At 69.7% G+C, this 19,611-nt stretch carries 18 protein-coding genes; 3 read left to right on the top strand and 15 right to left on the bottom strand.

The features are described 5' to 3' along the window. Positions 1-2: 2 nt before the first annotated feature. On the bottom strand, positions 3-323 hold the full coding sequence (locus N5D62_RS11130; RefSeq protein WP_279757815.1) for a contact-dependent growth inhibition system immunity protein: 321 nt from the start codon (positions 321-323) through the stop codon (positions 3-5). A 92-nt stretch (positions 324-415) separates the two neighbouring features. On the opposite strand from N5D62_RS11130, the gene N5D62_RS11125 reads away from it, so the two are divergent. Both N5D62_RS11125 and N5D62_RS11120 read left to right on the top strand, forming a co-directional pair. Then, positions 416-736, top strand: coding sequence for a helix-turn-helix domain-containing protein (locus N5D62_RS11125; protein ID WP_279757814.1), 321 nt, complete (start codon positions 416-418; stop codon positions 734-736). Between the two features lie 88 nt (positions 737-824). After that, the gene (locus N5D62_RS11120; protein WP_279757813.1) at positions 825-2,123 is read left to right on the top strand and encodes a patatin-like phospholipase family protein; all 1,299 of its coding nucleotides are present in this window, start codon (positions 825-827) and stop codon (positions 2,121-2,123) included. A gap of 51 nt (positions 2,124-2,174) precedes the next feature. Here N5D62_RS11120 and N5D62_RS11115 read toward each other — a convergent pair whose 3' ends face one another. The 6 genes from N5D62_RS11115 to glf form a co-directional block, all read right to left on the bottom strand. Then, a complete protein-coding gene (locus tag N5D62_RS11115; RefSeq protein ID WP_279757812.1) occupies positions 2,175-3,575 on the bottom strand; it encodes an ATP-binding protein in 1,401 nt (466 codons plus the stop codon). After that, on the bottom strand, positions 3,572-4,363 hold the full coding sequence (locus N5D62_RS11110; protein WP_279757811.1) for a response regulator transcription factor: 792 nt from the start codon (positions 4,361-4,363) through the stop codon (positions 3,572-3,574). Before N5D62_RS11110 ends, N5D62_RS11115 begins: the two co-directional genes overlap by 4 nt. Continuing rightward, positions 4,360-5,265, bottom strand: coding sequence for an intradiol ring-cleavage dioxygenase (locus tag N5D62_RS11105; RefSeq protein ID WP_279757809.1), 906 nt, complete (start codon positions 5,263-5,265; stop codon positions 4,360-4,362). Before N5D62_RS11105 ends, N5D62_RS11110 begins: the two co-directional genes overlap by 4 nt. Positions 5,266-5,502: 237 nt before the next feature. After that, positions 5,503-7,332: an ABC transporter transmembrane domain-containing protein gene (locus N5D62_RS11100; protein ID WP_279757808.1), complete on the bottom strand. Its 1,830-nt coding sequence runs from the start codon at positions 7,330-7,332 to the stop codon at positions 5,503-5,505. Positions 7,333-7,456: 124 nt separating this feature from the next. Next, on the bottom strand, positions 7,457-8,329 hold the full coding sequence (locus tag N5D62_RS11095) for a hypothetical protein (RefSeq protein ID WP_279757807.1): 873 nt from the start codon (positions 8,327-8,329) through the stop codon (positions 7,457-7,459). A gap of 30 nt (positions 8,330-8,359) precedes the next feature. Continuing rightward, positions 8,360-9,463, bottom strand: a complete 1,104-nt coding sequence (gene glf, locus N5D62_RS11090; protein ID WP_279757806.1) for a UDP-galactopyranose mutase — start codon at positions 9,461-9,463, stop codon at positions 8,360-8,362. 168 nt (positions 9,464-9,631) lie between these two features. Here glf and N5D62_RS11085 point away from each other — a divergent pair, with 168 nt between their 5' ends. Continuing rightward, the gene (locus N5D62_RS11085; RefSeq protein WP_279757805.1) at positions 9,632-10,768 is read left to right on the top strand and encodes a glycosyltransferase; all 1,137 of its coding nucleotides are present in this window, start codon (positions 9,632-9,634) and stop codon (positions 10,766-10,768) included. Positions 10,769-10,862: 94 nt separating this feature from the next. Here the strand turns inward: N5D62_RS11085 and N5D62_RS11080 are convergent, their stop codons facing one another. The 8 genes from N5D62_RS11080 to N5D62_RS11045 form a co-directional block, all read right to left on the bottom strand. Then, complete coding sequence (locus N5D62_RS11080; protein ID WP_279757804.1) at positions 10,863-11,912, bottom strand: glycosyltransferase family 2 protein; 1,050 nt, start codon at positions 11,910-11,912, stop codon at positions 10,863-10,865. Between the two features lie 10 nt (positions 11,913-11,922). Next, positions 11,923-12,681, bottom strand: a complete 759-nt coding sequence (locus tag N5D62_RS11075) for a glycosyltransferase (protein ID WP_279757803.1) — start codon at positions 12,679-12,681, stop codon at positions 11,923-11,925. A gap of 22 nt (positions 12,682-12,703) precedes the next feature. Further along, positions 12,704-13,861: a lipopolysaccharide assembly protein LapB gene (lapB, locus tag N5D62_RS11070; RefSeq protein ID WP_279757800.1), complete on the bottom strand. Its 1,158-nt coding sequence runs from the start codon at positions 13,859-13,861 to the stop codon at positions 12,704-12,706. Then, positions 13,851-14,150, bottom strand: coding sequence for a LapA family protein (locus N5D62_RS11065; protein WP_279757798.1), 300 nt, complete (start codon positions 14,148-14,150; stop codon positions 13,851-13,853). The genes lapB and N5D62_RS11065 overlap by 11 nt, the downstream gene beginning before the upstream one ends. A 145-nt stretch (positions 14,151-14,295) precedes the next feature. Continuing rightward, positions 14,296-14,613, bottom strand: a complete 318-nt coding sequence (locus N5D62_RS11060) for an integration host factor subunit beta (protein WP_279757796.1) — start codon at positions 14,611-14,613, stop codon at positions 14,296-14,298. A gap of 168 nt (positions 14,614-14,781) precedes the next feature. Next, positions 14,782-16,467, bottom strand: coding sequence for a 30S ribosomal protein S1 (rpsA, locus tag N5D62_RS11055; protein ID WP_279757883.1), 1,686 nt, complete (start codon positions 16,465-16,467; stop codon positions 14,782-14,784). 185 nt (positions 16,468-16,652) lie between these two features. Beyond that, positions 16,653-18,674, bottom strand: coding sequence for a bifunctional 3-phosphoshikimate 1-carboxyvinyltransferase/cytidylate kinase (locus N5D62_RS11050; RefSeq protein ID WP_279757794.1), 2,022 nt, complete (start codon positions 18,672-18,674; stop codon positions 16,653-16,655). A gap of 40 nt (positions 18,675-18,714) precedes the next feature. Further along, the gene (locus tag N5D62_RS11045) at positions 18,715-19,602 is read right to left on the bottom strand and encodes a prephenate dehydrogenase/arogenate dehydrogenase family protein (protein ID WP_279757792.1); all 888 of its coding nucleotides are present in this window, start codon (positions 19,600-19,602) and stop codon (positions 18,715-18,717) included. Positions 19,603-19,611: the final 9 nt, after the last annotated feature.

The raw sequence follows: 19,611 nt of genomic DNA, 5'->3' as shown, positions 1-19,611 counted from the left end.
CCTCAGGTGGCGGGCGCGTCCGCCAGCGCCTGCCGGATCGCCTCGAGGAACTCGCGCGTCGTGGGACGGAAGGCTGTCGGGATGACATCCGGTTGGAAGCAATCGATGAACGATTCGTCCAGGGAGCCGGCTTGCGAGGCAAGGAAGCGGTCGATGTCCTGGACCAGCCGCGAGGCGTAGCGCGCGTCGACGTCGCGCCGAAAGGCCTGGACGACCTCTTCCAGCGTGTCGCCGTTGATGTCGAAGTCCTGATGGAACCAGCCGCTCATGAAGTCGGCGAGGTCGGGGTACTCGGGGCGGCCGGCGGCGTTCGGGCTCGACATGGTCAGGGCTTGGGATAGGCGGTGAGGATGAAGTACACGCGATTCTGCTTAATGGTGCTGGGGCAAGAGTCTTGTCCCACAACTCTTGTCCCATGAAGAGTTTGAAGACCTATCCCTTCATAGTGGAAGACTCGCTGATCGACCTCGGCGCGCGGATATCGCTTGCGCGAAGGGCTCGGCGGTTGACCCAGCCGGATCTTGCGGCCAAGGCCGGGATCGGCTTGAGTACCGTGCTTGCGATCGAGAAGGGAACCCCTACCGTCCAAATTGGCTCCGTGCTGATGGCGTTGTGGGCGCTCGGTTTGGAGGGTACTTTCGACACGCTGTCCCGGCTGGGATCCGACAGGGAGTTGTCCGAACTGATGACGGACTCGGTGCCGTTGAGGGTGCGACACAAGCGGCGCCCGCGATGAGTGGGCACGCCTGTTTGGGCAGCCATCCCCCCATTTGCCGGGTAAACCGGCGACACCGCCCGGGGGCGTCAGGCGTAAGCTCGCGCCCATGCAGGACGCCAAGCCCAAGACTGGCCTGATCCTCACCGGAGGAGGAGCCCGTGCCGCCTACCAGGTCGGCGTGCTGGCCGCCATCGCGCAGCTGCGCCGCGATGCCTGCACCACCGGCGACAACCCCTTCCAGGTCATCGCCGGCACCTCCGCCGGCGCCATCAACGCCGCCACGCTCGCCTGCCAGGCCGACGACTTCTGCTCCGCCGTCGACGGCCTGATGTACATCTGGCAGAACATCCACGTCGAGCAGGTCTACGCCGCCGACTCCCTCGGCGTCATCCGCTCCGGCGCGAAGTGGCTCACCATGGTCAGCCTGGGCTGGGCGCTGAACCGCTGGCGCCGCACCCGGCCCCGCAGCCTGCTCGACAACACCCCGCTGCGCGGCCTGCTGGCCCAGTGGATCAAGATGGAACGGCTGGACGACATGCTCGCCCAAGGCCACATCGACGCGCTCGCGGTGACCGGCTCGAGCTACACCTCCGGCCACCACGTCACCTTCTATCAGACGCACCAGCAGCGCGATCCCTGGATCCGCACCCAGCGCCTGGCCACGCGCATCCCGCGCCTGTCCATCGAGCACCTGGTCGCGTCCTCCGCGATCCCGTTCATCTTCCCGGCCGAGCCGCTGGACCTCGCCGGCGAGGTCGAATGGTTCGGCGACGGCTCGATGCGCCAGACCGCGCCAATCTCGCCCGCCGTCCACCTGGGCGCGGAGAAGGTGCTGGTCATCGGCGCCGGCCGCATGCACGAGGCCGGCGGCGAAGGCCAGCACGGGCCCACGCCCACCGGCCACCCGAGCCTGGCGCAGATCGCGGGCCATGCGCTGTCCAACATCTTCCTGGACGCGCTCGCGGTCGACATCGAGCGCCTCAAGCGCATCAACAGCACGCTGGCGCTGCTGCCGCCGGAGGCGCAGCGCAACACGCCGCTCAAGCCGATCGAGGCGCTGGTCATCGCGCCGAGCCGGCCGCTGGACAGCCTGGCCGCCGAGCACCAGGGCGCGCTGCCGCCGCCGATCCGCGGCCTGCTGCGCGGCGTCGGCGTGTCGGGGGAGGGCGCCAACGCCAGCGGCTCGGCGCTGGTCAGCTACCTGCTGTTCGAACCCGAATACACCAGCGAGCTGATCACGCTGGGCATGGCCGACACGCTGGCGCGGCGCAGCGAGATCCAGAAGTTCTTCGACTGGCCGGCCCAGGCGCCACAGGTCGACCCCGCGACGATGCGCAAGCGCGCCGGCGGCTTCGCGCTGCAGGTGCCGCCGAATCCGCCGGGACCGCCGCGGCTGGTCGCCTGAACGGCGGAGCGCCGGGCGCCTGATCCAGGCCGGCGTCGGTTGAACTTGAGCTCAGACCGGCGTCAGCCGGACCTCCGCCATCAGGCCGCCTTCCGGACGATTCGACAGCGTCAGCGATCCGCGCTGGCGCAACACCAGTTCCCGCGCGATGTAGAGGCCCAGGCCCGCGCCGCCGGTGTGCCGGTTGCGCGAGTCCTCCAGCCGGTAGAACGGCTCGAAGACCGCCTCCAGTTGCTCGGGCGGGATGCCCGGGCCTGAATCGGTGACCCGCACCCAAGCCCCCTGCGCGTCGCGGCCGACGCGGACCTCGGCGCTGCCGCCGTAGCGCAGCGCGTTGCCGATCAGGTTGCCCAGCACGCGCCGCAGCGCCATCGGCTGGCCCTTGGCGAGCACCGGCGTGTCGCCGCCTTCGAAGACCACCGGCATCGCCTGCTCGACCAGGTCGTCCGCCAGCGCCTGCGCCAGCGCGCCGAGGTCCAGGTCCTGCAGCGGCTCGGCCGCGCCGGGGCCGTCGCCGCGGAACAGCTCCATCACCGCGTCCACCAGCGCATTCATCTCGCGGATGTCCTCGACGGAGCGCTGGCGCTGCAGCTCGTCGATGTCCAGGGTCTCCAGCCGCATCCGCAACCGCGTCAGCGGCGTGCGCAGGTCATGCGAGATCGCGGCCACCATCAGGCCGCGTTCGTTGAACTGGCGGCGCAGCTGGCGCGCCATCGCGTTGAAGACCTGCGCGCTCTCGCGCACCTCCAGCGTGCCGCGCTGCTCGTCAAGTAAGGGCAGCCGCTCCTGCTTGTGCAGCGACTGGCCCAGCGCCTGCGACGCGCGCACCAGGTCGCGCATCGGCCGCGACAGCCAGCGCGACGCGACCCACGCGGCCAGGCCGGTCACCAGGAGCCGGATGCCGTAGTCGAGCGTCAGTTCCCAGGCGGTCAGCGCGCGGAACGGGCCGCGCCACTGCGGAGGGCGCGTCTCGGCGCGCGCGTCGGCCGGCTGCCCGGGTGGCGCGTCGTGGCCCAAGTCCGGCGGTTGTCTGCCTTCGGGGAAGCGTCGGAAGTCCTCCGGTGGCGGCAGATCGCCGGGCAGCGACGGCACGTCGTGCGACTCAGGGCCAAATCGCGGACCTTGCGGACCTTCCGGACCTTGCGGTCCTTGCGGTCCTTGCGGTCCCTGGGAACCTTGCGCGTCCCGCGGCCCTTGCGGCCCCTGCGGGCCTGGCGACTGCGGCCCGCGGATCAGCCCGGGCATCGGCGGCAGCGTCGGCGCCACCGGCATGCGCGCGACGGCGAAATCGCCCCGCACCCAGGTCACGACGCCGATGGCCAGCGCTTGCGCGGCCACCAGCGTCACCCACAGCAGCAGGAAGATCCGCCGCGCCAGCGTGTCGCCGAACGCGCGGCCGAAACCCTCGCGCGCTCGGCGCGCAAGGCGTCGAAGTCCGTCGACGCCATTCAAGCCTGCACCTGGGCGTCGAACAGGTAACCCTCGCCGCGCATCGTGCGGATCAGGCGCGGTTCCTTGGGCGAGTCGCCCAGCTTCTGCCGCAGCCGCGAGATCGTCAGGTCGACGCTGCGGTCGTTGACCTCGACACCGGGCGCGCGCGTCAGCTCGATCAGCTGCTCGCGGCTGAGCACGCGGCCGGGGCGCTCGACCAGCGCGCTGAGCATGCGGAACTCGGCGCTCGACAAGGGCACCACCACCTGCTGCGGCGACACCAGCTGGCGCAGCAGCCGGTCGAAGCTCCAGCCCTCGAAGCGGAACTCGCGGCGCGTCTGGACTTCATGCTCGCCGCGTCGCGCGCGACGCCGGATCGCATGGATGCGGGCCACCAGCTCGCGAGGCTCGAAGGGCTTGGACAGGTAGTCGTCGGCGCCCATCTCCAGCCCCAGCACGCGGCTGATCGGATCGCCATGGGCGGTCAGCATGATCACCGGCACCAATGGGTGGTGCTGCTGGATCCACTGGCACAGGGTCAGGCCGTTCTCGTCCGGCAGCATCAGGTCCAGCACGACGACGTCGAACACCTGCGTCGTCATCTGCCGGCGCATCTCGCGCCCATCGGCCGCCGTGCCGACGGTCACGCCGAACTTCCGCAAATATTCGTCGAGCGAGCGTCGGATCTCCGCATCGTCGTCGACCACCAGACACCGCGTCATTCGCACCTCCACCACCGAGGCCGGCTTCGACCCCGCGTCGGACGATACACCGCCGTTTCCGGCGTCGGCGCGCGGGACGATCGTCATGCGGCGATGCCCACCGTCAACGTCGCCGCGTAGCCGTTGGTGACATCGCCGCTGAGCGTGGCCAGCTGCGTCGTGTAGCCGTCGCTGAAGACGTTGTCGGAGGCGAAACTGATCCGGTTGAAGTTGGTCAGGCTGCTGCTGTAGCCCGACGCGGTGCTGTAGACCGTCGTGCAGACATCCGTCGGGAAGGCGATCTGCGAGGTCTTGATCTTGTTGGCGTAGGAGGTCGCGGCGCTGGCGCTCTGGTAGACCTCGAAATGCATGTGGGGCATGCGGCCGTCGTAGCAGCCCGGGAAAATCGTCGTGAAGGTCACCGTGCCGTCGCTGCCGGTGACCTGCACGCCGCGCAGGTAGTTCTCGTTGACGATGCTCGAGCTGTACAGCGAGTAGCGGCCTTCGCGGTCGCAGTGCCACAGGTAGATCGCATAACCGGCCAGGCTGGCGCAGCTGCTGCTCGTGCTGACCAGCTTCAGCGTGAGCGTCAGCGGCACGCCGCCGGCGGTGCCGCTCGCGGTGCCGATGCTGGAGCGGATGTCGCTGCGCACGATGCCACTGAGCGCCAGTGCATTGGCGATGCCGCTGCCGTTGCTGTTGGAACCGTCGCCGGGATAGGGGCCGGCGGTCTCCTCGGGGATCACCGAGCAGCTCGAGGTCGAGCCCGTTGATCCGGTGGAGCCCGTCGATCCGGTCGATCCGGAGGAACTCGTGGTGCCCGTGCCCACGGTGCTGGTACCGGCATCGCTGCCGCCACCGCCGCAACCCATCAGAGACAGTCCGCCCAAGCCGGCGAAACCGGCCAGCAAACCCAACGCGCGGCGGCGCTGCTGCAACACGGCCAGGTCGTGGGCCAGACCCTGGTCATGATCGTGATGGGACTCGGAAGCGTGGCGATGAGGCTGCATGCGGAACTCCTGAAGGGGATGTCTCGCATTGGATCGACGTCGGTTGTCGGGGGCTTATCGTCTTTGTGTCAAGGCTGACACCGAGCGCTCGCAACCCAACCGGGGGCCCTTTTCTCCATGTCCTCCTTCGTTACCCTACCGGGTAACGAATTCCCCCTAATACTTCCGAAAAGGGCCCCCGGTCGGGTTGCTCCGAATCACCGAGCCGGGGCGCTGCAATTCGTTCGGGCCTTTTCGTCAGTGCTGGACCTTCACCATGCCGGCGTAGGCGCCGTCCTGGGCGATCAGGCTGTCGTGGTCGCCTGACTCGACGACCTGGCCATCCGCCAGCACCTGGATGCAGTCGGCACGACGGATCGTCGAGAGACGGTGCGCGATCACGATCAGCGTCTTGCGACCCTGCCATTGCTCCAGCGCCTGCTGCACCGCGCGCTCGCTCTCCGTGTCCAGCGCCGACGTGGCCTCGTCGAAGATCCACACCGGCGCGTCCTTGTACAACGCCCGCGCGATCGCCAGCCGCTGCCGCTGACCGCCCGACAACTTGCTGCCGTTGGCCCCGACCGTCGTGTCCAGCCCCTCCGGCAATCCCTGCACGAAGTCCCACAACGCCGCGGCGCGCAAGACCTGCTCCAGCTTGGCGTCGTCACGCTCCTGCGCGTAGGCGATGTTGTCCGCGACCGAGAGGTCGAACAGCACGATGTCCTGCGACACGACCGCGAACTGCCGGCGCAGGTTGGCCTTCGTCAGCTCGTCGATCGGCACGCCGTCCAGCAGGATGCGGCCACTGTCGGGACGCTCGAACCCCAGCAGCAGGTTGATCACCGAGGTCTTGCCCGCGCCCGAACTGCCCACCAGCGCCGTCGTCTTGCCCGACGGGATGTGCAGGTCCATCGCGGCCAGCGCGTCGCGATTCGCGCCCGGATACCGCAACGTGACCTGCTGCAGCGCGATGTCGCCCCGCACGTCCTTGAGCTCACGCGTGCCGGTGTCCGGCTCCGCCGGCGTGTCCAGCAGCCCGATGCAGCCGCGCGCCACGACCAGCGCATTGGTGATCGGCTGCATCACGTCGCTCAGGTGCCGCAGCCGCGAGCTCATGAACAGCAGCGCGGCGACGAAGGACGCGAACTCGCCCACGCCGGTGCCGTTCACCCGCGACTGGTACAGCGCCAGGCTGACGATGATCGAGATGCCCACGCTGGCCATCACCTGCGACAGCGGCTGCGCCATCGCGTTGGACGCCGCCGTCTTGAGCGTGCTGCGCTGCACCTCGCGGGCACGCTCGGCGAAACGGCGGCGCTCGTAGTCGGCCGCGTCGAAGCTGCGCACCACGCGCCAGGCCCGGGTGACGTCCTCGACCACCGAGACCAGCCGCAGCTGCGCGTCGTAGGCCCAGGTCCCCATGCGGCGCACCCGCTTGTTGACCTTGCGCACGACGAAGGCCAGCCCCGGCACCGTGACCAGCGAGAGCAGCGTCAGCTTCCAGTTCAGGACGAACAGGTAACCCATCAGCGCCAGCGCCGGCAGCCCGTCGCGCAGGATCGTCACCAGCGAACCGGCGATCAGCGTGACCACATGCTGCGGGTCGTTGACGACCTTGGTGACCGCGGTGGCCGGCTGCAGGCTGGTGTAGACCCGCGCGTCCGCGCGCAGCAGCACCTGCAGCAGCGCGGTGCGGATGTCCATCACCGTGCGCGAGATGGTCCAGTTCAGCATGTACTGGCCGCAGAAGGTGAACAGCCCGCGGATCGCGAACAACCCGATCAGCACGATCGGCACCATCCAGATCGGGAAGCTGTACTCGAGGTGCACCGACGGCATGCTGACGCCGCCGGGCAGCGCGCTGGACGCGGCCGGCGCCGCCGCGGCCGCCGACGCGCCCTTGGCATGGAAGCCCTCGCCGAGCGCGAATCCGAGCAGTTGCGGGATGAGCGGCTCGGTCGCCGCCACCAGCACGAAGGAGATCACCGACAGCAGCAACCCCCAACGGTGCGGCTTCATGAAACGCCAGAGGCGGCTGGCGGTCGGCGCCAGCGGTTCGAGGTCTTTGACGGGGGCTTTGTCGGTCATGGCGCAGGCCGGCGCCGCGCGCGGGGCGCCGCATCCAGCCAGGAGATCGAAGGGAGGAAGCGGCGATTGTGCCGGAGTCGCGCCCCGCGCCGGCACCGCCGGGCGCCGGCGCGTGCCGCGGGGTTCAGCTCGACGAGTCGAGCCAGTCGGCGATCACGCGCGCCGTGCGGCGCTTCCAGCGGATCCACTTGTTGGGCGTCTCGCGCGCCACGAAGGTGCGGTGGTACCACGGGCTGCGGACCAGCTCGGGCGCCTCGCGCTGGATCAGCTCGATGCTGGCCTGGCGCAGGATCTGGCGCTCCTGCCAGGCGGTGCGGCCGTTGCGGTAGACCTTCTCGCCGCTGGTGACCGGACGCCGGTGGCTGGCCATGACCGCGTCCAGCAACGCCGTGCGGGTCTGGCCGCGCAGCTGCTGCAGCGCCGGGATCATGAAGCGGTCCAGCCCCCAGGACGAGATGTTGTCCTGGTAGTGCTCCCGCGCGGCCATGAACAGGTCGCCGCGGTAGAAGGGCATCATGACCTCGACCCAGTCGACCTCGCGGTAGATCCGGTTGGGCTGGTGCCGCATCCAGTGGTGGGAGTACGGGCTGTCGTGGCTCAGCGAGGGCGAGAAGATGTCCAGCCGCTCGCAGCGCGCCAGGTGCAGCGCGGCGTTGATCTGGCCGACCGAGATCAGGATGTCGTCGTCGATCACGCCGATGTACTCGGGCCAGGGACCGGCCACCGGGTCCGCGGCGGTCGCGGCGAGGTGGTCGGACAGGTGCTTGAAGATCTCGCCCTTGCACTCGGTCTTCGCGGACAGCACGACCGTGGGCTGGTCGCGCAGCACCCGCGCGCCGGGAGCCTGGCGGCCGGTGTAGTCGAACAGGATCCAGTCGAATTCGGGCGCCGCGTCCTGGTGCACCAGCGCCAGGGGCAGGCTCTCGCCGTCCCAGGACACCAGCACGGCGGGGCGCCGGACCGCGTCGCGCGGCCGGTCTTCGGAATAAACGCTCATCCCGCCATCATGCCTCGGTGGGACGGCGGTTCAGCCCTCGGACGGCTCCAGCAGGTCCTGCGCCGTCTTCAGCGCGGCCGCCACGATCTGGTCCATGTTGTAGTAGCGGTACTGCGCCAGCCGGCCGACGAAGGTCACGCCCTCGGCCCGCTCCGCCATCGCCGCGTACTGCTTGTAGAGCGCCTCGTTCTCGGGCCGCGGCACCGGGTAGTACGGGTCGCCTTCGGCCTGCGGGTACTCGCGCACGATCGAGGTCCCCGGATGGGTCTCGCCGGTCAGGTGCTTGAACTCGGTGATGCGGGTGTACTCGTGGTCGTTCGGGTAGTTCACCGTGCCCACGGGCTGGATCTGCGCCGTCGCCGGCAGGTGCTCGTGGTCGAAGCGCAGGCTGCGGTAGGGCAGGTGGCCGTGGCAGTGGTCGAAGAAGGCGTCGATCGGACCGGTGTAGATGATGTGCACGCCGGGGAACTCGGCGCGCACCGCCTGGAAGTCGACGCCGGTGCGCACCGTGATCGCCGGGTGGTCCAGCATCCGCTCGAACATCGCGGTGTAGCCGTCGGCCGGCATGAACTGGAAGGTGTCGCCGAAGTAGCGGTCGTCGTCGTTGCTGCGCGTCGGGATGCGCGCCGCCACGCCCGCCGACAGCTGCGACAGGTCCAGCCCCCACTGCTTGCGGGTGTAGCCGCGGAAGAACTTGTCGCACAGGTCGCGGCCGACCGAGTTCAGCACCACGTCCTCGCTGGTCTGGATCGGGTCGCGGGGCTCGCGCACCGTCTCCAGGTAGCCCTGCACCTCGTCCTCGGTCAGCGACAGGCCGTAGAGCGTGTTGATCGTGGTGCGGTTGATCGGGATCGGCAGCAGCTGCTCGCCCACCTTGGCGAGCACGCGATGCTCGTAGAAGCGCCAGGTGGTGAAGCGCGAGAGGTATTCGAAGACCTTCTTCGCGTTCGTGTGGAAGATGTGCGGCCCGTACGGATGGATCAGCACGCCGTGGGCGTCGCGTTCGTCGTAGGCGTTGCCGCCGATGTGCGGCCGCTTGTCGATCAGGTGGACGGTCTTGCCGGCGTCGGCCAGCACCCGGGCGCACACCGAGCCGGCGAATCCGGCGCCCACGATCAGGTAATCAGTCTTCATGATGGCGCCCGGCGGGCGGCCTCCTGCTCTCGAGTGAACGGATTGTGAACGCCGTGCTCCGGCGAGGTTGCCGGAAACAACCCGGCTTTACCGGGGGTTTTCAAAGCAGGGGACGTGCCCGGCCCGTTCCTCGCCGGTAACCGAACGTGCCCCGCATACACTGCCCCGATGTCCCTGTCTCCCCCCAGCGCCCCGAGTCAACAGGCCCCTCGCCGACGGGTGCTGCACTTCGTCACCGGCGGCTTCTCGGGGGCCACGCAGGTGGCCGTCGACCTCTGCCTGGCCCAGCTCCGCAGCGAGACCATCGAGCCCATCCTGGTGCTGCGCCGCAAGATGCGGACCGAGAACCCGACCAAGCTCGCCCGCATCGCGGCGCTGCGCGAGCAGGGGCTGCCGGTGCATGTCGTGCCGGGCTGGGCGCACCTGGCCACGATCTGGTCGCTGCGCCGGCTGTGCGAGCAGTTGCGCCCCGACGTCGTGATGGCCCATGGCTTCCCCGAGCACCTGCTCGGCCGTCGCGCCGGACGCCTGGCCGGGGTGCCGGCGCTGGTGCAGGTCGAGCACAACTCCCGCGAGCGCTACACCCGCTGCAAGCGCGCGCAGGCGCGCCGGCTCAGCGCGTCGAGCGCGCGGCTGGTCGGCGTGTCCGAGGGCGTGCGGCGGCGGCTGGTGGACCTGGGCATGCCCGAGGACAAGACGCTGGCGATTCCCAACGGCATCCGTCTGGATCGATTCGCGGCCGCGGACCAGCACCCGGCCGACACGCGCGAAGCCGGCATCGTGATGTCGGCCCGCTTCGCGCGGCAGAAGGATCCGCGCACGCTGGTGCGGGCGCTGGCGCTGCTGCGCGAGCGCGGCCTGCGGCCACCGCTGTACCTCGCGGGCGGCGGCAAGGAGGCCTATCGCCGGGCCACCGAGCGGCTGACCCGTCAACTGGGCCTGGACGACCAGGTGCGCTTCCTCGGCCATCACGGCGACATCCCCGGCCTGCTGATGAGCCAGCGGATCTTCGTGCTGTCCACGCATTGGGAAGGCATGCCGCTGGCGCTGCTGGAGGCGATGGCTGCCGGCTGCGCCTGCGTCGCGTCGCTGGTGCCTGGCGTGGAGGGCGTGCTGGAGGACGGACGCACCGGCTTGCTGGTGCCGGAGGCCGATCCCGAGGCGCTGGCCGGCGCGCTGGAACGCCTGCTGCGCGATCCGGCGCTGGCCGCGCGGCTGGGTGCCGCGGCGCGCGCGCGGGCGATCGAGGAGCACGGCGTCGACCTCATGATGCGGCGCTACGAGGCCATGCTGCTGGCGCTCTGAGCGCCGTCGGTTCCATCGGCGCCGATCGTTCCGAAGGCGCGGTTCCGACATGAAAACGCCGGCGTGAGCCGGCGTTCGTTCGAGGGGCGGGGCGTCAGGTCGCCGCCGCCGTGGTCCGGCCTTCGGCGCGTCGCAGCCAGTGGCGCAGCCGCATCGCGCGGACCCACCAGCCGCGGCGCTTGTAGGCGCGGTCCAGCTCGTTCAGCGGGATCGGGGACGCTTCCTCGAACGCGTCGCGGAACATCGCGACCGCGTCGGCGCAGCCGTCGGGCAAGGCCTTGTCGGCCATGCGGGACGCCCCGATGAAGTTGCGCGCCGCGAAATGGGCCCAGGCGAACAGCGTGTCCTCCTCGAGCGCCGTGCCCGCCGCGGCCTCGCGCAGGTTGGCCAGCGCATGGGCCAGGTGCTCGGCCTTGGTCAGGTTGGGCGTGGCCAGGATGGAGCCCGCGCGCTGCCGGTAGGCGACCCACACCGCCGGCTCGTACCAGGCGCTGTCGGCCAGCAACGCGAGGAAGGGCGTCGTGGCCATGTCCTCGAAGTAGCGGCCGACCGGGAAGCGCAGTTGCTCGCCCCAGACGCTGCGCCGCGCGATCTTGGACCAGCTGTGCATCTGGCCGCCTTCGAACAGTCCGCGCATCAGCAACGACGGGTCGCGCAGCAGCTGGCGCGCCGGGCCGGTGAAGGTGCGGCGGTGCAGCTCGCCGCGCAGCCGGTGCTTGAGCTTCATCCGCTCGCGCAGCATGAAGAAGTCGCACAGCACCAGCGCGGGCGCGTGCGCCTGGACGATCTCGCGCAGGCGCGGGATCGCGCCGGGCATGAGGTAGTCGTCGGAGTCGAGGAACCAGACGTAGTCGCCGCGCGCGGCCTGCAGCATCGTGTTGCGGGCGCCGGACAGGCCCAGGTTCTGCGCATGGAACAGGCCGTGCACCCGCACCGGGCCCTGCGCGTGCTCCGCCACCAGCGCGCGCACCAGCGCGTCGGAGCCGTCGGTGGAGCAGTCGTCGACCATCAGCACCTCGACGCCGGCATCCGCTTGCGCGAGCACCGACGCGAGGCATTCGCGCAGGTAGTCCTTGACGTTGTGGACCGGGATCAGCACCGACAGCCAGGGGCCGCGGCCGGATGTCTCGATGGGGGCGTTCATCGCGGGGCCCTCACTCGTGCCAATGGTCGGCGATCCAGGGCGCCGGCTTGGGACGGCGCCAGTTGCCGTTGCTGCGGCCGGCCAGCGCGTCGGGCGGGTTCATGACGCCGTGGAAGATCAGGATGCGGGCGCCGTCGGGGATGAAGGGCGCCTGGAAGTAGTTCAGCGGCCAGCGCGGGATGCTGTGGTACTTGAAGCTCGCGCACCAGCGCGCGTCCCAGTAGGTCAGCAGGCCCTTCTTGTGCATCTCGTCGGAGAGGTAGGCCTGCTCGTTGCGGAACTGCCGGCGGATCGCGTCGAACTCGCGCCGGAACTTGGCCAGCACCTCCGGATGCGCGCCCAGCGTGAAGCGGTAGACCGACGAGTTGCCGGTGATGCGCCACGGGCGCTTCCAGTCGTGAATGATGAGGAACTCGCCGGGCACCTCGAAGAAGGGCGTGATGTCGTCGACGATCACCACGTCCAGGTCCAGGAAGAGGGCGGTGCCGCGCAGGCCGTACTTGTCGACCAGGTCGTCGCTGAAGGTGGTCAGCTTGGTCCAGCCGCGCTCGGGGCTGCCGGGCGGCAGGTCCAGCGGCGGGATCGGCAGGCATTCGACCTCCGGCCGCACGCCGTCGCCGCGATCGGTCAGGCAGACGAAGCGGAAGTCGCCGCGCAGGTGCCGGCGCACCATCGCGTAGAGGCGGTTGACGTACTCGGGGCCGTACTTGGTCCCCCACTTCATGCAGAGGATCACGCGGTCGCTCGCGGCCGTCGGGGCGGGGCTCATCGGGGTATTCATCGGGACGGGATCAGAGCTCTTCGACGTGACGCGGGGGATAGCTGTCCCAGCTGAGGCAGCCCGGGCATTGCCAGAAATAGTGCTGGGACTCGAAGCCGCAGGCGGCGCAGCGGTAGCGCTGCAACGGCCGCACGGCGCGCTGCAGCGCGGTGCCGACCAGTTGCGCCTCGTCCTCGTTGAGCGGCTGCTGGCGCGCCTGGCTCTGCTGCAGCAGCTGCGTCGCGGCCGACAGCGCCGGCTCGACGCGCAGGTGCTCGGCCAGCCGGCGGCGCTGCGACTCGGGCGCGGGCTCCAGCAGCGCGATCGCCTGCAGCAGCGCCATGCTCGGATGGCGGCGGTACTGGGCCTCGATCAGCGCCTGCGCCTGCGCGACGGTGCCGGTGGCCTGCGCGGCCTGGGCATAGTCGCGCGCGACCAGGTTGAACGCGTCCGGATTGGCCTTCAGCAGCTCGCCGTAGATCGCCATCGCGCCGGACTGGTCGCCCTGGCGCGCCAGCATCTGGCCCAGCAGCACGTAGGCCCGGGCCGACTGCGGCGCGCGCTCGCGCGCCTGGTCCAGCCAGCGGCGCGCCTGCGCCTCGTCCTGGTGGGCCTGCGCCTCCAGCGCCAGCTCGCACCAGTAGTTGGCGATGCGGCCCGCGAAGCTGCCGGTGCCGGCGGCCTCGAGCTGCTCGGACACCTCCGCCGCCTTGGCCCACTCGCGCGAGCGCTCGTACAGCGACAGCAGCGCCAGCGCCGCGTCGTGGTCGAAGGCCGTGCCCTTGAGCGCCTCGTAGGCGGTTTCGGCGCGGTCGAACAGCCCGGCCTTGAAGAAGTCCTGCGCCAGCGCGTACTGGGCGCGGTCGCGCTCGGACTTGGGCAGGTCGCCGCGCGAGAGCAGGTGCTGGTGCACCCGCACTGCGCGTTCATACTCGCCGCGGCGGCGGAACAGGTTGCCCAGCGCGAAGTGCAGCTCCGAGGTGTCGGGGTCGGCCTGCACCGCCTCGATGAAGGCGTCGATCGCCTTGTCCTGCTGTTCGTTGAGCAGCAGGTTGAGGCCCTTGAAGTAGGCGCGCGGCGCGTCGCGCTGCTCGCGCTTCCACTGGCGCGAGTCCAGCTTCGAGGCGAGCCAGCCCAGGCCGAAGACCAGGGGGATGCCGATCAGCAGCCAGCTGAGATCAAATTCCATCGGGGATCTTGGGGTCGGTGGCGGAAGACGCCGCGGCCGTCGGCGGGACGTCGTCCGCCGGAGGGAGCGAGCGCGCGGCGGCACGTTTGTGGCGCCACCAGGCCGGAACCATCGCCAGCACGCCGAAGGCGCAGCCGAGCCCGAAGGTCAGCAGCACCACGATCACCAGCGGAGAACGCCAGGCCTGGCCGAAGAACCAGTGCACGACGACCTCCTGGCTGTTGTTCAGCGCGAAGGCGAACAGGCAGAAGAACAGGAATGCTCGGAAGAGCCAGACCAGGATTCGCATGGGGGGCGATTCTAGGCGCGTGCGGGGTACGGTTCGCCCAAGCCGTGACGTTCGGCAGGGAGGATCCTTCCGGATGCTCCGGACCGCGCGGACGAAAAAAAAGCGCCGCGGATCGCGGCGCTCGTCGGCAGGGGCGAGGCGGGCCTCACGCGGCCTGCTGGTCGTCGTCCTCCAGGACCGGCAACTGGGCGTCCACCGCCTCGCGCAGGGCCTTGCCCGGCTTGAAGTGCGGCACCAGCTTCTCGGGGATCAGCACCTGCTCGCCGCTGCGCGGGTTGCGGCCCATGCGCGGCGGGCGGCGGTTGATCGAGAAGCTCCCGAAACCGCGGATCTCGATGCGGTGGCCCCGGGCCAGCGCGTCGGACATCGCGTCCAGGATGGTCTTGACCGCGAACTCGGTGTCTCGCTGCGTGAGCTGGCCGAAGCGCTCGGACAAGTGGGCCACCAGGTCGGATCGGGTCATGGTCGTCGGCATCTGAAGAAAAACAGGCTCGCTGCGGAGCGAGCCTGTCGAAACGCGTGTCGCGTCGTTGAGCGGATCTGCGGCAGGCAGGCTAACCCAGCCCGCCGCCGACCAGAACAAGGGATTGTCTTGAGGCCGGGCGCTGCGCGCAGCGCCCGGACATCAGGATCAGCCGTTGTTCTGGTTGTCCAGCTTGGCGCGCAGCAGGGCGCCCAGGCTGGTCGTGCCGGCGTTCTCGCGCTCGTTGGACTGCGACAGGCGCTGCATGGCTTGCTGCTCGTCGGCGTTGTCCTTGGCCTTGATCGACAGCTGGATGCCACGCGACTTGCGGTCGACGTTGATGATCACGGCCGTGACCTCGTCGCCTTCCTTCAGCACGTTGCGGGCGTCTTCCACGCGGTCGCGCGAGATTTCCGAAGCGCGCAGGTAGCCGGTGACGTCGTCGGCCAGCTCGATCTCGGCGCCGCGCGGGTCGACGGTCTTGACCTTGCCGGTCACCGACATGCCACGGTCGTTGACCGAGACGTAGGTGGTGAACGGGTCGCCGTCCAGCTGCTTGATGCCCAGCGAGATGCGCTCGCGCTCGACGTCCACGGCCAGCACGATCGCGTCGACTTCCTGGCCCTTCTTGTAGTTGCGGACGGCGGTTTCACCCGGCTCGTTCCACGACAGGTCGGACAGGTGCACCAGGCCGTCGATGCCCTGGGCCAGGCCCACGAACACGCCGAAGTCGGTGATCGACTTGATCGGGCCCTTGACGCGGTCGCCACGCTTGACGTTCTCGGCGAACTCTTCCCACGGGTTGGCGCGGCACTGCTTCATGCCCAGCGAGATGCGACGCTTGTCTTCGTCGATCTCCAGGACCATGACTTCCACTTCGTCGCCCAGCGAGACGACCTTCGAGGGCGCCACGTTCTTGTTGGTCCAGTCCATTTCGGAGACGTGCACCAGGCCTTCGATGCCCGGCTCGATCTCGACGAACGCGCCGTAGTCGGCGATGTTGGTGACCTTGCCGAACAGGCGGGTGTTGGCCGGGTAGCGGCGCGACACGCCGAACCACGGATCGTCGCCCAGCTGCTTCAGGCCCAGCGAGACACGGTTCTTCTCGGCGTCGAACTTCAGGACCTTGGCGGTCAGCTCTTGACCGACCGTCACCACTTCGCTCGGGTGACGGACACGGCGCCAGGCCATGTCGGTGATGTGCAGCAGGCCGTCGATGCCGCCCAGGTCCACGAACGCACCGTATTCGGTGATGTTCTTGACCACGCCGTTGACGATGGCGCCTTCGGTCAGCGTCTCCAGCAGCTTGGCGCGCTCTTCACCCATCGAAGCCTCGACCACCGCGCGACGCGACAGCACAACGTTGTTGCGCTTGCGGTCCAGCTTGATGACCTTGAACTCCATGGTCTTGCCCTCGAACGGGCTCATGTCCTTCACCGGGCGGGTGTCGAGCAGCGAACCGGGCAGGAAGGCGCGGATGCCGTTGACCAGGACGGTCAGGCCGCCCTTGACCTTGCCGGAGACGGTGCCGGTCACGAAATCGCCCGATTCCAGGGCGGTTTCCAGCGACAGCCACGAGGCCAGGCGCTTGGCCTTGTCGCGCGACAGGATGGTGTCGCCGTAGCCGTTTTCGATGGCATCGATCGCCACCGAGATGAAATCACCGACTTGGACTTCGACTTCGCCCTGGTCGTTCTTGAACTCGTCGACCGGCACGTAGGCTTCGGACTTCAGGCCGGCATTGACGACCACGAAGTTGTGCTCGATGCGGACGACTTCAGCCGAGATGACCTCGCCGGCGCGCATGTTCGACTTCTGCAGCGATTCCTCGAACAGGGCGGCGAAAGATTCCATTTGGGACATGTGAGATTTCCTTGCCAGGCACAGAGCGTCCGGCGCTTGATGCGTCAAGCGGCCTGATCCGAGAGGTGCGCGGGCTTGTGTTGCAAGCGGACTTGCGGGTTAGGTTGTAGAACACGTCACCCCCAGTGGACTGGCGTCCGGAGGGAGGGGTGACGCTCCTGGTTGCGTCCTGGCCTTCAGGCCCGGAACGGACGGCGCTCCTGCCACCAGCTCAACACCAGGTCACGGGATTCCCCGATGGTCTGCTGCGAGTTGTCCAGCTCGATCGCGTCCGCGGCGGCCTGCAGCGGGGACGCGCTGCGGCCTTTGTCGCGTGCGTCCCGCGCTTCAAGATCAGCGCGCAAGCTTTCGATATTAGCCGAAATGCCCTTGGAAATCAATTGCTTGTAGCGGCGTTCCGCCCGCGTCGCGGCGCTCGCGGTCAGGAAGACCTTCAGCGGCGCGGCGGGAAAGATCGCCGTGCCCATGTCCCGGCCGTCGGCCACCAGGCCGGGCAGGCGGCGGAAGTCCAGCTGCAGCTGATGCAGCGCGTGGCGCACCGCCGCGTGGGCGCCAACCTGCGAGGCCATCAGCCCGGTCGCTTCGTGGCGCAGCTCGGCGGAGACGTCCTCGTCGTCGAGCAGCACCCGGCCCGATTCGAACTTCAGGTCCAGCGTCGGCACCAGCGCTGCCACCGCCTCGCCGTCGCCCAGGTCGATGCCCCGGCGCGAGGCGGCCAGCCCGGTCACGCGGTACAGCGCGCCGGAGTCCAGCACGTCGTAGCCCAGCGCCTGGGCCACCTCGTCGGTCAGCGTGCCCTTGCCGGAGGCGGTCGGGCCGTCGATGGTGATCACGGGGATGTCCTCGGCCGCGGCGCGCACGACGCCAAACAGCGTCTCGAAGTAGTCCGGGAAGGTCTTGGCGACGCATTGCGGATCGAGGATGCGCACCGGCACCGCCTCGCCCTGGCGGTCGTCCTGCAGGCCGTTGAAGGCCGCCAGCGAGAAACACATCGCGACGCGGTGGTCGTCGTAGGTGTGGATGGCCGCCGGCTTCCAGGCCTTGAGCGGATGCACGCGCAGCCAGTCCGGGCCTTCCTCGACCTGCGCGCCGAGCTTGCGCAGCTCGGTCGCCATCGCGGCGATGCGGTCGGTTTCCTTGACCCGCCACGAGGCGATGTTGCGCAGCGTCGTCGGGCCGTCGGCATACAGCGCCATCACGGCCAGCGTCATCGCGGCGTCGGGGATGTGGTTGCAGTCCAGGTCCAGCGCCTTCAGCGGCCAGGCGCCGCGGCGGACCTCCAGCCAGTTCGGGCCGACGTCGACCCGGGCGCCCATCGCCTGCGCCGCCTCGACGAAGCGGACGTCGCCCTGGACGGAGGTCGAGCCGACGCCCTCGATGCGCACCGGCGCGTCGGTCGCGGCGATCGCGCCGAGCGCCACGAAGTACGAGGCCGAGGACGCGTCGCCCTCGACGTGCACCTCGCCGGGCGAGCGGTAGCGGCTGCCGGCGGGGATCACGAAGCGCTGCCAGTCGTCGTCGCGCCGGACCTGGACGCCGAAGCGCGCCAGCAGTTCCAGCGTGATGTGGACGTAGGGCTTGGAGATCAGCTCGCCGGTGACCTCGATGACGAGGTCCTGGTCGGCGACCAGCGGCAGGGCCAGCAGCAGCGCGGTCAGGAACTGGCTGGACACGTCGCCGCGCACGCGCACCGGCGCGTCCAGCGTCAGCGCGGCCGGGCCGTTCAGCCGCAGCGGCGGATAGCCCTCCTGGCCGAGGCAGTCGATCGGGCAGCCCAGCGCGCGCAGCGCGTCGACCAGGTCGCCGATCGGGCGCTCGTGCATGCGGGGCACGCCGGAGAGCTCGAACGCGCCGCCCTGCGTCGCCGCCAGCAGCGCCAGCGCCGCGGTCAACGGGCGCATCGCCGTGCCCGCGTTGCCCAGGAAGAGCTTGGCCTCCTTCGCGCGCAGCCGGCCGCCGATGCCGGTGACCACGAGGACGTCCTCGCCGTCGTGCTCCAGCTGGCAGCCCAGCTCGCGCAGCGCGGCCAGCATGACCTTGGTGTCGTCCGAGGCCAGCAGGTCGTGCACCCGGGTCACGCCCTCGGACAGGCCCGCCAGCAGCAGCACGCGGTTGGAGATGCTCTTGGAGCCGGGCAGGGACACCGTGCCCGCGGCACCGCGCAGCGGAGGCAGGTCCAGGAAGGGGATCTTGTACATGGCACGGTCCGGCGCGCGCGGCGCGCCGTGGGGGAGGGGGTTACTTGGACTTGGACGACGGCGCCGGGGCGCCGAGCTGCCATTGCGCGCGGCCCTCGGAGGCCTGGCGGATCATGGCCTCCAGCGCCTGCGGGTCGCCGTCGCGGATGGCCTGCTCCATCTGGTCGAGCACCTCTCTGAAGCGCTGCGACTGCGTCAGCAGGTCCTGCTTGTTGGCCATCAGCACGTCGCGCCAGACGGCCGGGTCGCTCGCCGCGATCCTCGTGAAATCGCGGAAGCCGGGGCCCGCCAGGCTCAGGAAATCGCGTCCCGACGGCTGCCGGGCCACCGAGCTGAAATAGGCATAGGCCAGCAGGTGCGGCAGGTGACTGACGGCGGCGAAGGCCTCGTCGTGATGATGAGGCGCCATCTTGAGCACCTGGCAGCCCAGCGCCGACCAGAGGTCGGTGGCCTTCTGCACCATCTCGGGCTTGGTCTGCTCCAGCGGCGTCAGGATGACCTGGCGGCCCTGGTAGAGCGTCGCGTCGGCGTGCTGCACGCCGGCGCTTTCCTTGCCGGCGATCGGGTGGGCGGGCACGAAGCTGGGCAACTGCTTGCCCAGCGCGCGCCGCGCGGCATCGACGACGTCGCTCTTGGTCGAGCCCACGTCCATCAGCAGCACGTCGCTGCGCACCAGGTGGCGGATGGCCTTGAGCGTGGACTCGGTGGCCGCCACCGGCACGGCCACCAGCACGATGTCCGAGCCGGACACGGCCAGCAGCGCCGACTCCGCGGCGATGTCGATCACGCCCATGCGGCGGGCGGTGTCGGTCGTGGACGGGCTCTTGCTGTAGCCCACCACCCGGCGCACGAGGCCGGCTTTCTTCATGGCCAGCGCGAACGAGCCGCCCATCAGGCCGCAACCGATCACGCCGAGTTGGTTGTACATCGCGAGGAA

Source organism: Mitsuaria sp. GD03876 (genome assembly GCF_029840635.1).
Taxonomy (GTDB): Bacteria; Pseudomonadota; Gammaproteobacteria; order Burkholderiales; family Burkholderiaceae_C; genus Roseateles.
This window is presented reverse-complemented; position numbering and strand designations above follow the sequence as displayed.

Coding starts and splice junctions, on each gene's coding strand:
- N5D62_RS11130 (WP_279757815.1), bottom strand. CDS start 323: ATGTCGAGCCCGAACGCCGCCGGCCGCCCCGAGTACCCCGACCTCGCC.
- N5D62_RS11125 (WP_279757814.1), top strand. CDS start 416: ATGAAGAGTTTGAAGACCTATCCCTTCATAGTGGAAGACTCGCTGATC.
- N5D62_RS11120 (WP_279757813.1), top strand. CDS start 825: ATGCAGGACGCCAAGCCCAAGACTGGCCTGATCCTCACCGGAGGAGGA.
- N5D62_RS11110 (WP_279757811.1), bottom strand. CDS start 4,363: ATGACGATCGTCCCGCGCGCCGACGCCGGAAACGGCGGTGTATCGTCC.
- N5D62_RS11105 (WP_279757809.1), bottom strand. CDS start 5,265: ATGCAGCCTCATCGCCACGCTTCCGAGTCCCATCACGATCATGACCAG.
- N5D62_RS11100 (WP_279757808.1), bottom strand. CDS start 7,332: ATGACCGACAAAGCCCCCGTCAAAGACCTCGAACCGCTGGCGCCGACC.
- N5D62_RS11095 (WP_279757807.1), bottom strand. CDS start 8,329: ATGAGCGTTTATTCCGAAGACCGGCCGCGCGACGCGGTCCGGCGCCCC.
- glf (WP_279757806.1), bottom strand. CDS start 9,463: ATGAAGACTGATTACCTGATCGTGGGCGCCGGATTCGCCGGCTCGGTG.
- N5D62_RS11085 (WP_279757805.1), top strand. CDS start 9,632: ATGTCCCTGTCTCCCCCCAGCGCCCCGAGTCAACAGGCCCCTCGCCGA.
- N5D62_RS11080 (WP_279757804.1), bottom strand. CDS start 11,912: ATGAACGCCCCCATCGAGACATCCGGCCGCGGCCCCTGGCTGTCGGTG.
- N5D62_RS11075 (WP_279757803.1), bottom strand. CDS start 12,681: ATGAGCCCCGCCCCGACGGCCGCGAGCGACCGCGTGATCCTCTGCATG.
- lapB (WP_279757800.1), bottom strand. CDS start 13,861: ATGGAATTTGATCTCAGCTGGCTGCTGATCGGCATCCCCCTGGTCTTC.
- N5D62_RS11065 (WP_279757798.1), bottom strand. CDS start 14,150: ATGCGAATCCTGGTCTGGCTCTTCCGAGCATTCCTGTTCTTCTGCCTG.
- N5D62_RS11060 (WP_279757796.1), bottom strand. CDS start 14,613: ATGACCCGATCCGACCTGGTGGCCCACTTGTCCGAGCGCTTCGGCCAG.
- rpsA (WP_279757883.1), bottom strand. CDS start 16,467: ATGGAATCTTTCGCCGCCCTGTTCGAGGAATCGCTGCAGAAGTCGAAC.
- N5D62_RS11050 (WP_279757794.1), bottom strand. CDS start 18,674: ATGTACAAGATCCCCTTCCTGGACCTGCCTCCGCTGCGCGGTGCCGCG.
- N5D62_RS11045 (WP_279757792.1), bottom strand. CDS start 19,602: ATGTACAACCAACTCGGCGTGATCGGTTGCGGCCTGATGGGCGGCTCG.